General features: G+C 72.5%; 11 protein-coding genes. 6 read left to right on the top strand and 5 right to left on the bottom strand.

Going from position 1 to position 12,531, the window contains the following annotated elements; all coding sequences use genetic code 11:
* Nucleotides 1-855: a peptidoglycan-binding domain-containing protein gene (locus ACL02O_RS24040; RefSeq protein ID WP_412820405.1), complete on the bottom strand. Its 855-nt coding sequence runs from the start codon at nt 853-855 to the stop codon at nt 1-3.
* A 569-nt stretch (nt 856-1,424) separates the two neighbouring features.
* Entirely contained in the window at nt 1,425-2,279 is an 855-nt protein-coding gene (locus ACL02O_RS24035; protein WP_412820404.1) for a S1 family peptidase, read from the bottom strand.
* Nucleotides 2,280-2,442: 163 nt separating this feature from the next.
* Here ACL02O_RS24035 and ACL02O_RS24030 point away from each other — a divergent pair, with 163 nt between their 5' ends.
* A complete protein-coding gene (locus ACL02O_RS24030) occupies nt 2,443-5,259 on the top strand; it encodes an FAD-binding and (Fe-S)-binding domain-containing protein (RefSeq protein ID WP_412820403.1) in 2,817 nt (938 codons plus the stop codon).
* A 69-nt stretch (nt 5,260-5,328) separates the two neighbouring features.
* Nucleotides 5,329-5,751: a glutaredoxin domain-containing protein gene (locus ACL02O_RS24025; RefSeq protein ID WP_412820402.1), complete on the top strand. Its 423-nt coding sequence runs from the start codon at nt 5,329-5,331 to the stop codon at nt 5,749-5,751.
* Between the two features lie 68 nt (nt 5,752-5,819).
* On the opposite strand, the gene ACL02O_RS24020 is transcribed toward ACL02O_RS24025, so the two are convergent.
* Both ACL02O_RS24020 and ACL02O_RS24015 read right to left on the bottom strand, forming a co-directional pair.
* A complete protein-coding gene (locus tag ACL02O_RS24020) occupies nt 5,820-6,707 on the bottom strand; it encodes a hypothetical protein (protein ID WP_412820401.1) in 888 nt (295 codons plus the stop codon).
* Between the two features lie 320 nt (nt 6,708-7,027).
* Complete coding sequence (locus ACL02O_RS24015) at nt 7,028-7,753, bottom strand: TetR/AcrR family transcriptional regulator (RefSeq protein WP_412820400.1); 726 nt, start codon at nt 7,751-7,753, stop codon at nt 7,028-7,030.
* A gap of 31 nt (nt 7,754-7,784) precedes the next feature.
* On the opposite strand from ACL02O_RS24015, the gene ACL02O_RS24010 reads away from it, so the two are divergent.
* From ACL02O_RS24010 to ACL02O_RS24000, 3 genes are all read left to right on the top strand, one after another.
* Nucleotides 7,785-8,942 (top strand): FAD-dependent oxidoreductase, encoded by a 1,158-nt coding sequence (locus ACL02O_RS24010; RefSeq protein WP_412820399.1) that lies wholly within the window; start codon nt 7,785-7,787, stop codon nt 8,940-8,942.
* Between the two features lie 64 nt (nt 8,943-9,006).
* A complete protein-coding gene (locus ACL02O_RS24005) occupies nt 9,007-9,414 on the top strand; it encodes a YciI family protein (RefSeq protein ID WP_412820398.1) in 408 nt (135 codons plus the stop codon).
* An 8-nt stretch (nt 9,415-9,422) separates the two neighbouring features.
* Nucleotides 9,423-10,568: an RNA polymerase sigma factor gene (locus ACL02O_RS24000; RefSeq protein ID WP_412820423.1), complete on the top strand. Its 1,146-nt coding sequence runs from the start codon at nt 9,423-9,425 to the stop codon at nt 10,566-10,568.
* Between the two features lie 247 nt (nt 10,569-10,815).
* On the opposite strand, the gene ACL02O_RS23995 is transcribed toward ACL02O_RS24000, so the two are convergent.
* Nucleotides 10,816-11,499 carry an alpha/beta fold hydrolase gene (locus ACL02O_RS23995; RefSeq protein WP_412820397.1) on the bottom strand — a complete coding sequence of 228 codons (684 nt, stop codon included), beginning with the start codon at nt 11,497-11,499 and terminating at the stop codon, nt 10,816-10,818.
* 104 nt (nt 11,500-11,603) lie between these two features.
* On the opposite strand from ACL02O_RS23995, the gene ACL02O_RS23990 reads away from it, so the two are divergent.
* A partial coding sequence (locus ACL02O_RS23990; RefSeq protein ID WP_412820422.1) for a helix-turn-helix transcriptional regulator occupies nt 11,604-12,531 on the top strand: 928 nt, incomplete at its 3' end.

The raw sequence follows: 12,531 nt of genomic DNA, 5'->3' as shown, positions 1-12,531 counted from the left end.
TCAGTAGGTGACCCGGACGCCCATCTGCTTCCAGGTGATCGGGCCGACGATGCCGTCGGCGGTGAGGCCGCGCATCCGCTGGTACCAGCGGACCCCCGCCTCGGCGCCGGCGTCGAAGTCGGTGCCGGGGCCACCGCAGCGGCTGCCGATGAACCGCCGGACGAAGCCCACGTCGTCGCCCGCGCAGCCCCGGCGGACGGTACGGGTGCCCGGGGCGTGCCCCGCGGGCGGCCGCGGCGGTATGCCGGCCTTGCGCAGCGCGGCGACGGTGGCCGCGCCGACGACGCCGTCCACCGCAAGGGCCCGGGCCTTCTGGAAGGCGCGCACCCACGTCGCGGTCTTCGCGCCGAAACAGCCGTCGACCGTGAGCCCGGCGCCGAGCCGGTTGGCCAGGGTCTGCAACTCCCGGACGTCCCCGCCCCGGCAGCCGTCCCGCAGCACCCGGTCGCCCAGCTTCAGCCCCTTCGCGGCGGCGATGCCCCACGGCCGGGTGCTGTCCTCCAGCGTCCGGGTGTGGCTGACGCTGACGTGCAGGTGCATGTTGTGCGGGTTGGGTCCGGTGTACCGGGCCGCGGTGAAGCCCCGGGTGCGGCTCCAGATCACCCGGTTGTAGATGACGTACTGGCAGGACGGGTGGGTGATGGCCTGCCGGACCACCAGCAGCGGGTCGATGCCGTCGACGTCCACGTCCAGCGCGTTGACCGAGCTGTCGTCGGCGTCCGGGTTGTGGTCGGAGCGGCGCGCCTGGTGGGCCGCGTCGCCGATCCAGCCGTCCGAGGTGCGGTCCCGGTGCGGCCAGCGGGTGTTGATCTCGTCGCGCAGCACGCGCAGCGCGGGAGCCAGGTGCACGCTCACGTCACTGCTCCTCGTCCGCCGACAGGTCGAACTCGATCTCGTCCCCGATCAGGGATTCCGGGTCGTCGTCCTCCTCGAAGTCGGTGACCTGGTAGTCGGGGTCCACAACGGCGGTGTCCATCCCCGTTGCCTCCGCTCTCTGCTGGGCCGACGCCTCGTGGCGGCGGGACGCCGGCGGGCCGTCCGCCCCGCCGCTCCGGAATTGCCGGCGGAGCCTTTCTCCACTGTCGAAACGCCTGGTCACGGCGGCAATACCTGAGTCGGCTTTCCGCTCGCCGGCGGGCCGAGCGGCGGCCGTGCGACGCCGATCGAGAAGCGGTGCCGCCGGCCGGTGGCACGGCCGTGGGGATCGGCGGAGCCGGCCCGCTCCACCGGGCGGTCCCGGCCTGCCGATCGGCGCTGCGGCGTGCCGGATCAGGTGAGCCGCCGATCCGGGCCGTCCGGGCTGCCACCCGCGCCCGTGCGGCGCACCCGGCGAGCGGCGATCGGCCGCCTGGGGAGGTACGCGGAGGACCCGCGCCCCCGAGGGGACGCGGGTCCTCGGTGCCGGCCGCGGGCCGGCGGGTGGATCAGTAGACGGTCACGCCGTACGCGCTCGCCGCCTCCGGAACGGGCTGGTAGAAGGTGGTGCCGCCCTTCTTGCAGTCGCCGCTGCCGCCGGAGGTGATGCCGAGGGCCTTGGTGCCGTCGTAGAGCGGGCCGCCGGAGTCGCCCGGCTCGGCGCAGACGGTGGTCTGGATCATGCCGCGCACCGTGCCGCTGCCCTGGTAACGGACCGTCACGTTGAGCGCGGTCACCGTGCCGCTGTGGGTGCCGGTGGTCGAGCCGGTCCGCTTGACCGACTCGCCGACGTACGCGTCCGCGGCGGCGTAGCCGCCCGGGTGGCTCAGCCCGGTGTTGTCGTAGCGGACCAGGGCGTAGTCGTTGCCCGGGAAGCTGTAGCCGATGTTCGAGCCGATCAGCGTGTTGTGCGCCGAGTCGGTGTACCAGGTGCTGGCGACCTTGCCGCAGTGCCCGGCGGTGAGGAAGTAGTAGGTGCCGCCCTTGACCACGTTGAAGCCGAGCGAGCAGCGGTACTGGCCGCCGTAGATGGCGTCGCCGGCGGAGAGCAGCGGGCGGAAGTTGCCCGTCGCCCGGTCCACCCGGATCGCGCCCGCCTGGGCGCCGGCGCTCTTCTTCAACGTCGCCAGGTCGGCGGCGGAGACGCTCTCGTCCGCGGTCACCACGACCCGGTTGGCGGCGGCGTCCACGCGCCAGGCGATGCCGTCGACCCCGGAGGCCGCCACGGCGGCGTCGACCCGGGCGAGCTGGTCGGCGGAGTAGCCGCCCGGGGCGGCCGACGCCGGCACGGTGAAGGCGCCGGCGGCAACCAGGCCGACGGTCGCGGCGAGCAGGGGAGTGAATCGACTACGGCGGATTCTCACGGTCTCCTCCTAGGACGCTGAAGGCCGCCGGTTGCGTCGGCGCCCATGCCGCACCGCCGAGGTCGATCGGGGTGTGACCTCGGCGAACGCTTGACGGGGAGTATCTATCAGGGTCTATGCAAGTTGCAAGGGGTCGGGTCGTACGGGTATCACCCTGGTTAGGGTGAGTGGGGGAGGTGCGGCGATCATGGTGGAGCTGAGCAGGGACGCCCGGGCCGGACTGGCGGCGGCGGTGCCCGGAGGGGTGTGGACCGGCGCGGCGGACCGGCTCCGGATGGCCCACGACGCCTCCCACTACCTGCTGCACCCGAGTGCGGTGGTCACCCCGGCCGACGCCGACCAGGTCGCCGCGCTACTGCGGCACAGCCGGCGCACCGGCACCCCGCTGACCTTCCGCTCCGGCGGCACCAGCCTCAGCGGGCAGGCCGTCACCGACCAGCTCCTCGTCGACACCCGCCGGCACTTCCGGGACCTGGAGGTCCTCGACGAGGGGCGGCGGGTCCGGGTGCAGCCCGGGGTGGTGCTGCGGCAGGTGAACGCCCGGCTCGCCCCGTACGGCCGCAAGCTCGGCCCCGACCCGGCCAGCGAGTCGGCCTGCACCGTCGGTGGCGTGGTGGCCAACAACTCCAGTGGCATGACCTGCGGCACCGAGTACAACACCTACCGGACCCTGGAATCCGTCCTGCTGGTGCTGCCCAGCGGCACCCGGCTGGACACCGGCGCCCGGGACGCCGACGACCGGCTGCGGGCCACCGAACCCGAGCTGCACGCCGGCCTGCTCCGGCTGCGCGACCGGGTGCGCGGCAACCCCGACTCGGTGCGCCGGATCCGCGCCCAGTACGCCATGAAGAACACCATGGGGTACGGGGTGAACGCGTTCCTCGACCACGACTCACCCGCCGACCTGCTCACCCGGCTCGTGGTGGGCAGCGAGGGCACCCTCGCCTTCGTCGCGGCGGCGACCTTCCGCACCGCACCCGTGCACCGGCACGCCGCGACCGGGCTGCTCGTCTTCGACACCCTCGGCGCGGCGATGGCCGCGATGCCCGCCCTGGTGGCCGCCGGGCCGGCGGCGGTCGAGCTGCTCGACGCCGCCGCCCTGCGGGTCGCCCGGACCGACCCCAGGGCCGACGCCGCGCTGCGCGCCCTCGCGGTGCGCGAGCACGCGGCGCTGCTGGTGGAGTGGCAGGAGTCCGACCCGGACGCGCTGGCGGCGCGGCTGGGGCAGGCCCGGCCGGTGCTGGCCGACCTGCCGCTGACCGCGCCGGCGCGGCTCAGCGGGGAGGCGCCGGCCCGCGCCGCGCTCTGGCACATCCGCAAGGGCCTGTACGCGGCCGTCGCGGGCGCCCGCCCGTCCGGCACCACCGCGCTGCTGGAGGACATCGCCGTCCCGGTGGACGCGCTCGCCGACACCTGCGCCGCCCTCGCCGACCTCTTCGCCCGGCACCGGTACGAGCAGAGCGTCATCTTCGGCCACGCCAAGGACGGCAACCTGCACTTCATGCTCAACGAGCGGTTCTCCCACGGCGCGGCCCCGGCCCGCTACGCCGACTTCACCGAGGAGATGGTCGACCTGGTCCTCGGCCACGGCGGCACGCTCAAGGCCGAGCACGGCACCGGCCGGGTGATGGCCCCGTACGTCCGCCGCCAGTTCGGCGACGAACTGTACGAGGTGATGCGCGAGCTGAAGATGCTCTGCGACCCCGACGGCCTGCTCAACCCGGGCGTGCTGCTCAGCGACGACGCCGAGATCCACATGCGGCACCTGAAGACCGTGCCGACCGTGGAGGAGGAGGTGGACCGCTGCGTCGAGTGCGGGTACTGCGAGCCGGTCTGCCCCAGCCGCGACCTGACCACCACGCCCCGGCAGCGGATCGTGCTGCGTCGGGAGATCGCCGCCGCCCGCGCCGGCGGGGACCTGGCCCTGGCTCGCGAGCTGGAGTCCGCGTACGACTACGACGCGGTGCAGACCTGCGCGGTCGACGGCATGTGCGCCACCGCCTGTCCCGTCCTCATCAACACCGGTGACCTGGTGAAACGGCTGCGTGCCGAGGCCAACGGCGGGGTGGCGCAGGCCGGCTGGCGGCAGGCGGCGAACCGGTGGGGCGCGGCCACCCGGGGCATGGCCCGCGGCCTCGACCTGGCCGGCGCGCTGCCGCCGGCCCTGCCCGAGGTGGCCAGCCGGGCCGCCCGCGTGGTCCTCGGCGCGGAGCGGGTCCCGCAGTGGCGGCGCGACCTGCCCCGGGGCGGCGCGGCCCGCCGTCCCCGGCCGGTCGACGAGCCCGACGCCGTCTTCGTCCCGTCCTGCCTCGGCACCCTCTTCGGCCCGGCCGAGGGGGGCACCGGCGTGGCCACCGCGCTGCTCACCCTCGCCGACCGGGCCGGGGTGCGCCTGCTCGTGCCCGACGGGGTGGCCAGCATGTGCTGCGGCACGCCCTGGTCGTCCAAGGGCCTCACCGCAGGCTGGCAGGCGGTGCGGGACCGGGTGCCGCCGGCGCTGCGGGCGGCCAGCCGCGACGGCGCGCTGCCGGTGGTCACCGACGCGGCCTCCTGCACCGAGGGCTTCGCCAAGCTGGTCGCTGACGCCGGCGCGCTGCGGGTCGTCGACGCGGTCGCGTACGTCGCCGACGAGCTGCTGCCCCGGCTGACCGTGCGGCGCCGGCTCGGGTCGCTCGCCCTGCACCCGACCTGCTCGTCCACCCGGCTGGGGCTGGACGAGGCGCTGCTCACCGTGGCGCGGGCGGTCGCCGACGAGGTGGTGGTGCCGGACGGCTGGCAGTGCTGCGGCTTCGCCGGCGACCGGGGCCTGCTGCACCCGGAGCTCACCGCCTCGGCCACCCGCGCCGAGGCCCGCGCGGTCGCGCAACGGCCCTTCGACGGGTACGCCTCGGTGAACCGCACCTGCGAGATCGGGATGGCCCGCGCGACCGGCCAGCCCTACCGGCACCTGCTGGAACTGCTGGCCGACGCCACCGACTGACCCGGTCGCACCGCTCGCCCGTGCGCGCCCGGCAGGTGGCCGCCGCGCCGGGGCGTAGCATTCGACGGCGTGTTTCGCAGTTGGTGGTTGGCCGGCCTGATGCTGGCCTGCGGGTTGTTCGTCGCGGTCACCCAGTCCGAGCCGTGGTTGGCCGGCGCCGAGTTCGTCGTCTTCGCGGTGCTGGCCGTTCTCGTGTCGCCGTTGGTCTTCCCGACATCGGTGACCGCCGCGCAGGCGCAGGAGCGCAGCGCGCGCGACGGCCGGCCGGTCGTGTACTGGCGGCCGGGCTGCCGGTACTGTCTGCGGCTGCGGCGTCGGCTCGGCCGCCGGGCCGGTCGGGCGCACTGGGTCAACATCTGGCGTGACCCGGACGGGGCGGCGGCGGTCCGGGCGGTCACCGGCGGCGACGAGACGGTCCCCACCGTCGTGGTGGGCGGCGAGGCCGTGGTGAACCCGGAGCCGGCCTGGCTGCTGGAGCGGCTCACCCCCTGAATCGGTCAGCCCGGTCCGACTCACCGCTGCGACGGCAGTTGTGGATCCCTGCAGGGAATCCGAAGCCGTCACGCCTGACGCCGCATCCGATAGTGCAGCCGAACAGCGGGGATGTTCCAGAGCTTGAGGCTGTGATCGGCCCGCACGTCACCGTCCTCGTCGACATACAGGTGGAAGTGTTCGTTCAGCGGGACACGGCGTGCGCTGAGCGTCTCGCCATACCGCTCCAGCACGAGATAGGCGCCGTTGGCGCCGAACCTGCCGGTCGGGGAGTGCAGATGGAAGCTGCCGTCCAGGCCGGCGGAGGGCTTGAGGAAGACCTGTAACGAGCCCAGCGGCAGGGGAAACACGACGCGGACGCTGGGTTGCCTGGCGCCGGGCAGGGTCGTGACGCCGTAGAGGCCGCTGTAGGTCACGTGGCCTGTCTTGCGCATGTTGCGGAGCCAGGCCGAGCCGACGACCTCGCCGTGCGCGTCGTGGATGTGAACCACCTTGCTGGTCATGCCAAACGACGCATCGAGCGGCCGCATCGGCAAGCAGGCCTGCTGCAGCCGTTCGCTGAGCAGGGCCGTGATGAGCCGGCCGAATGGCCAGGCAAGGACGGACCACTCCGACCACAGATCCAGATGCCACCGGGAGGCGCGCTCGTAGAAGTCGGCGATCCGTGGGTCTACGTCGGCGGGATCGAAACCCTCGCCGCCGAGCGCGGCGAATGAGGCCAGCAGGCCGTGATCGGGGCCCGTGCTCAGCGAGCCGCCGAGATCGCTGGCCGTTCGCTCAACCCAATCATGCCCGACGATGTCGCGCCCCGCGCTCGGGCCGATCAGCCAGCTCACCGAGTTTCGCGGGAGGCGCCGGCTGGACACCCGCATCAGGGCGCGGCCGAGGAGGTCGATCGGATGCCGGCACAACACCGGGTGGGTCAGCGACGGCAGCATCTCCTGGGGGGTGCTCACGGGCAGAAGCTACACCGCCGCCGCGATTCACCGTCTCCCGCCGGACACCCGAGCCGACGCCAGGATCGAACGCCCTCTTTCCGGTCATGAGCGCGCGTGGGCGCGGTCCGCCGTGCGGTTCGGTCGGGGGCGTTCGTCGTCTCGGCTCCGCAGGCGGTAGCGGCGTGCTCGGGTGCCACCTTTGACTTCCCGAAGGCTCAGCGCAGGGCGGTGTGGGCGTCGGTGAGGAGGCGGTCGAGGTCGTCGCCGCGGGTGATCGCCGCGCGGTAGACGGCGTCGATCTCGGCGATCAGCGGATCGTCTGGCCTCAGCGCAGTCCGTCACGCTTGGGGATGGCTGGTGATGCCATCCAAGATGGTGGTCAGGTTGTGGTTGAAGGTTTCCTCGGCGTTGAGGTGGGCGCCGTCGATGACGAGCCGGGCGACGGTGGGGTAGCGGCCGGTTTTGAACATGCGTGTGAGGTAGGGGCCGAGGCTGGCCTGCCAGGCGGGCTCGTCGGTGCCGGTGGAACGGGCGGTGCGTCGCTCGGTGACCTCGCTGCGGAGCGCCCCGATGATGAAGGCGTTGAGGGCGCCTAACGCCCGCTGGAGGTCGTCGATGCCGCGTACGCCGGGGGCCTGACTGAGCGCAGCCGCGGTCGACTCGGCCACGGCGAGTGCGTGCGGTCCCAAGTGTGGCCTTCCGCCGAGCAGGTCGGAAAACCATTCATGATCAAGGGCGGCGTCACGGGTCGTACGGGCGATGGCCAGTACCGTGGCGCGCCACTCGGAGTGCTGGCCGGCCTCGGCGATCTGGGCGTAGACGGCGTCGACCATCAGATCGAGCAGTTCGGCTCGGTTGAGGACGTAGTCGTAGAGCCGCATCGGACCGACACCGAGCTCTTTGGCGATCTTGCGAACCGACAGCCCGTCGAGGCCGTGCGCGTCGGCAAGCCGGATCGCAGTGGCAGCGATCTTCTCGCGGCTCAACGACACCGGCGCCGCCCGCGGCTGGGGCTCGGGCCGTTCCCATACGGGCACCGATCCACTACCGTGCGGTGTATCCATGAAATACAGCGTACGGTACGGGGGGACGGAGATGAGAATCGCGATCGCCGGTGGCGGCCTTGGCGGGCTCACGCTGGCACGGATCCTGCATCGGCACGGCATCGACGCGGTGGTGTACGAGCGTGAGGCAACCCGATCCGCGCGATCGCAAGGCGGCACGCTCGACCTGCACCCGGAGTCCGGGCAACGGGCCCTGGCCGAGGCGGGCCTCACCGGCCGGTTCCGGTCTGAGGCGCGGCCCGAGGGCGAGGAGCATCGCATCGTCGACCAGGCCGGACGAACTCTGGTGCACCATAAGCCGCAACCCGGCTCGTTTACCGGCCGTCCCGAGATCGACCGGAGGGCGCTGCGTGATCTTCTGCTCGATTCGCTCCCCGGCGACGCGGTTGTGTGGCGACATCGGCTTGTCGCAGCGACACCACGCCCCGACGGAGGCTGGGGACTGACGTTCGACGGCGGCCGCAAAATCGACTGCGACATCCTCATCGGTGCGGACGGCGCGCGCTCGGTCGTCCGGTCGCTGCTGACCGACGCGGAAACATCCTACGTGGCCACCTTTGCGGAGCTGAATATCCGTGACGTCGACCGGCGCCACCCGGATGTCGCCGAGCTCGTCGGCCCCGGGAACCTGTGGTGCGTCGGCGTGAATCAGATCCTGGCAGCGCAACGCATCGGCGATGGCAGCCTACGCGTAGGGATCTCGCTGCGCGCAGAGGATCGCCGGCTCGACACATATCGCAGCAAGCGTGCTGTGCTCGACATGTTCGACGGCTGGGACCCAAGCCTCACCGCACTCATCGAAGCCGGGGACAATACGGTGACGCCGCGCAGGATCGAAGCGATGCCCATTGGTACGCGCTGGTCCAGCCGGCCGGGTGTCACCCTGATCGGCGACGCCGCGCACCTCATGCCGCCGGTCGGCGAGGGCGCCAACCAGGCCATGCTCGACGCCGCCGCGCTCGCCGGTGAACTCGCCGCCAACCCCGCCGACCCGGACTCGGCGATCCGGACGTATGAGGAGGCGATGTTCACCAGGATCCACCCGATCGCCGAGATGTCCGCGCGAGTCCAGGCGATGATGCTCTCCCCAACCGCAGCGGAAGACATCGTCCGCTTCTTCACCGCCCGGCCCGCCGAACCGGCACCCGCAGAACGGAAAAGTTCGGACGGTGATGTCGAGAACTGTTGAGTGGCTCCGTCCCCGTCGTGAATCTGACCAAGATGGGTCGCACCAGTACCTGAGGAGAATGACGATGGCGAAGTACTTGCTGCTCAAGCACTACCGTGGCGCTCCGGCTGCGGTCAACGACGTGCCCATGGACCAGTGGACGCCAGAGGAGATCTCGGCGCACGTGCAGTACATGAACGACTTCGCGGCCCGACTCGAGGGGACCGGCGAGTTCGTCGACGGTCAGGCGCTCGCCCCCGAGGGGACGTTTGTCCGGTACGACGGCGAGGGGCGCCCGCCGGTCACCGACGGCCCGTTCGCCGAGACCAAGGACCTCATCGCCGGATGGATGGTGATCGACGTCGACAGCTACGAGCGTGCCATCGAGCTGGCCGGGGAACTGTCGGCCGCCCCTGGGGCGGGCGGCAAGCCGATCCACGAGTGGCTCGAGGTACGCCCGTTCCTGACCGCGCCGCCCACCATCACGGAGTGACCGCTCAGATGAACGAGGCCCTGCTCCGGAGCCTCACGCCGAGCGTGCTCGGAGTCCTCGTCCGCCGCGGAGCCGATTTCGCGGCGGCCGAGGACGCCGTGCAGGACGCGCTGGTCGAGGCGGTCCGCGTCTGGCCGGCCGACCCGCCCCGCGATCCGAAAGGCTGGCTGGTCACCGTAGCCTGGCGCAAGTTCCTCGACGCGACCCGGGCGGACGCCGCCCGCCGCCGGCGTGAGAGCCTCATCGACGAGGAGCAGGCGCCCGGACCCGCACCAGCGGTGGACGACACGCTCCAGCTCTACTTCCTGTGCGCCCACCCGTCCCTGACGCCGTCCTCCGCGGTCGCGCTCACGCTGCGCGCCGTCGGCGGGCTGACCACCCGCCAGATCGCCCAGGCCTACCTCGTGCCCGAGGCGACCATGGCGCAGCGCATCAGCCGGGCCAAGCGCACCGTCTCCGGCATGCGGTTCGACCGGCCCGGCGACGTCACCACCGTGCTGCGCGTTCTCTACCTGGTCTTCAACGAGGGCTACTCCGGCGACGTCGACCTCGCCGCCGAGGCCATCCGCCTGACCCGGCAGCTCGCGGCCGCGATCGACCACCCCGAGGTGGCGGGGCTGCTCGCCCTCATGCTGCTCCACCACGCCCGGCGCGCCACCCGGACCGCGCCCGACGGCAGCCTGGTACCGCTCGCCGAGCAGGACCGCGGCCGATGGGACACCAAGTCGATCGCCGAGGGCGTCGAGATCCTGCAGGCGGCCCTCGCCCGCGACCGGCTGGGCGAGTTCCAGGCCCAGGCCGCCGTCGCGGCACTCCACGCCGACGCGCCCACCGCCGAGGAGACCGACTGGGTGCAGATCGTCGAGTGGTACGACGAGCTCACGCGCCTGACCGACAGCCCGGTCGTCCGGCTCAACCGCGCGGTCGCCGTCGGCGAGGCCGACGGGCCGCGCGCCGGGCTGGCGGCACTCGCGGCGCTGGACGACTCACTGCCCCGCCACACGGCGGCGGCGGCGTACCTTCACGAACGCGACGGAGACCTGCCCACGGCGGCGCGGCTGTACGCCGAAGCAGCCCACAAGGCCCCCAACCTCGCCGAACGCGACCATCTGACGCGCCAGGCCGCCCGGCTCAACGCCCGCCACTTGCACTGACGGCCCTGAGTAGCAGGTGGACCACGAACGCCCGGACGATCGACAGCCGCGACGACGCCAGACATGTCCACGGGCCTGTGCACGATCCGACTTCCGCTCATCGGCTACGACTGGACGGCCTCGGCGCTGCGGTCCTCTACCAGGGTGACGCCCGGTCGGCGGCAGATCCGGATGCTGGCTTGTAGCAGAGTCGCGCTATGCAGCCGGCAGCAGGCCACGACGCCGTACCCGCGGTCTATGTGGCCGGCTAGACCGCGGCGAGGATCCGCGCCAGCTCTGTGGGCCGCGTCATCATCGGCCAATGTCCGGAGTCGATGTCGACCAGGTCGACGTGCTTGGCCCGGGCGAGCTCGGGTACGTCTCCTGCGGCGATCCATTCCTGCGCCTCGGCGGGCGTGAACTCCGGGCACACCACCACGACCGGGACGTCGAATCGCCGCTCGTCCGTCAGCCGTACGACGCCCCTGGCCACGCCCTCGGGAACCGGGATCGCCGCCGCCGCGACGGCCTGCCGGGCCTGCTCGTCCAGGTCGGCCGCGTCCGCCCCGTTGAACGGTCCCCAGCCGGGGAACGGCATGACGCCGTCGCTGATCTCGAAGAAGTCGGCGTACGGCCGCCCGTCGCCTGAGGGGAACCCGCCGATCAGCACGACCTTGGCCACGCGCCCGGGCCGCGCGTCGGCCGCCATCCAGGCCAGGGTGCAGGCTGCGGAGTGCCCCACCACCACCGACCTGCGGGGACCCACGTCCACGGCGGCAAGGACCGCGGTCAGCTGGTCGGCCAGCGTCGCCGACATGTTCCCGTCGCCCTGCCCCGGGAGGGTCACCGGCACCGCATGACGGCCCCTCTTTTCCAGCTCGCACGCGACGCTGGCCCACACCGACCCGTCGAGCCACAGGCCACCCAGGAGCACGATCTGTTCTGCAGTCATGGAATCAACCTAGAGGCGATTCCGGACGTTCTACTTCCGGTACTCTTTCCGCTGTGCGAACCGGTCCGAGCCCTACCGCCCGGGCCCTGCGCGCGCTCGAGATCCTGCAGGCACGCCCCGGCGCGACTGCCGACCAGCTCGCCTCTTTCCTGGGCGTGACGGAACGGGCCGCGCGACGCTACGTCGGAATCCTTCGCGAGGCCGGCATCCCGGTCGAATCGGTCCGCGGGCCTTACGGCGGCTACCGGCTGGGCCGCGGCACCCGGCTGCCGCCGGTCGTCTTCACCCAGGAGCAAGCGCTCGGCCTGGTCATGGCCGTGCTCGACGGGCAGCCGGCCGCGATCGACGCCGACGACCTGATCGGCTCGGCGCTCAGCAAGGTCATCCGGGCTCTCCCCGACAGCGTCGGACGGCAGGCGGCAGCGCTGCGGGCGTACGCCTCGGCCACCCCTGACCGACGTTCGGCCCGCCCTGACCTCGCCACCACAAGCGCCCTGGTCGCCGCCGTCGCCGACCGGCGCCGCGTCCTGGTCACCTATGGAGGCGAGAGCGGCGAGGAGTGGGACGCCGAGGTCGACCCGTGGGCAGTCGTGGTGCGGTACGGGCGCTGGTACCTGCTGTGCCACTCGCACCGCGCGGACGCGATCCGCACGTACCGTATCGACCGGGTTCGGGCCGTGCGGCAGATGCCGTCCGGCTTTACGCCGCCCGACGACCTGGATCCGGTTGCCGCGCTCGAGGAGAATCTCGGCGCGGGCTGGAAGTACCCCATCCGCGTGGTGTTCCACGCGCCGCAGGAGAAGGTGGCACCGTGGATCCGGCCGCCGATGGGCCGCCTCGAGCCGGACGGCGGCCGGTGCGTACTGGTCGGCAGCACCCGAAACCCCGCGATGTACGCCCAGGAGTGGCTGGCCGTTGTCCCCTTCGACTTTTCTGTGGAAAAAGGCCCCGAACTACATGCCGCCGTGGCCACGGTCGCGGCCCGCTTCAGCGCAGCACTCTCGCCTTCGCCACCCGAGACCCGGCCCGGCG

The sequence above is a fragment of the Micromonospora mangrovicola genome, assembly GCF_047200535.1.
GTDB lineage: Bacteria > Actinomycetota > Actinomycetes > Mycobacteriales > Micromonosporaceae > Micromonospora.
Note: the sequence above shows the minus strand (reverse complement) of the source record. Positions and strands in the feature narration are given on the sequence as shown.

What these genes read in the sequence shown, in the direction of transcription:
- ACL02O_RS24015 (WP_412820400.1), bottom strand. Translation starts at nt 7,753, where the DNA reads ATGGATACACCGCACGGTAGTGGATCGGTGCCCGTATGGGAACGGCCC.
- ACL02O_RS24010 (WP_412820399.1), top strand. Translation starts at nt 7,785, where the DNA reads ATGAGAATCGCGATCGCCGGTGGCGGCCTTGGCGGGCTCACGCTGGCA.
- ACL02O_RS24005 (WP_412820398.1), top strand. Translation starts at nt 9,007, where the DNA reads ATGGCGAAGTACTTGCTGCTCAAGCACTACCGTGGCGCTCCGGCTGCG.
- ACL02O_RS24000 (WP_412820423.1), top strand. Translation starts at nt 9,423, where the DNA reads ATGAACGAGGCCCTGCTCCGGAGCCTCACGCCGAGCGTGCTCGGAGTC.
- ACL02O_RS23995 (WP_412820397.1), bottom strand. Translation starts at nt 11,499, where the DNA reads ATGACTGCAGAACAGATCGTGCTCCTGGGTGGCCTGTGGCTCGACGGG.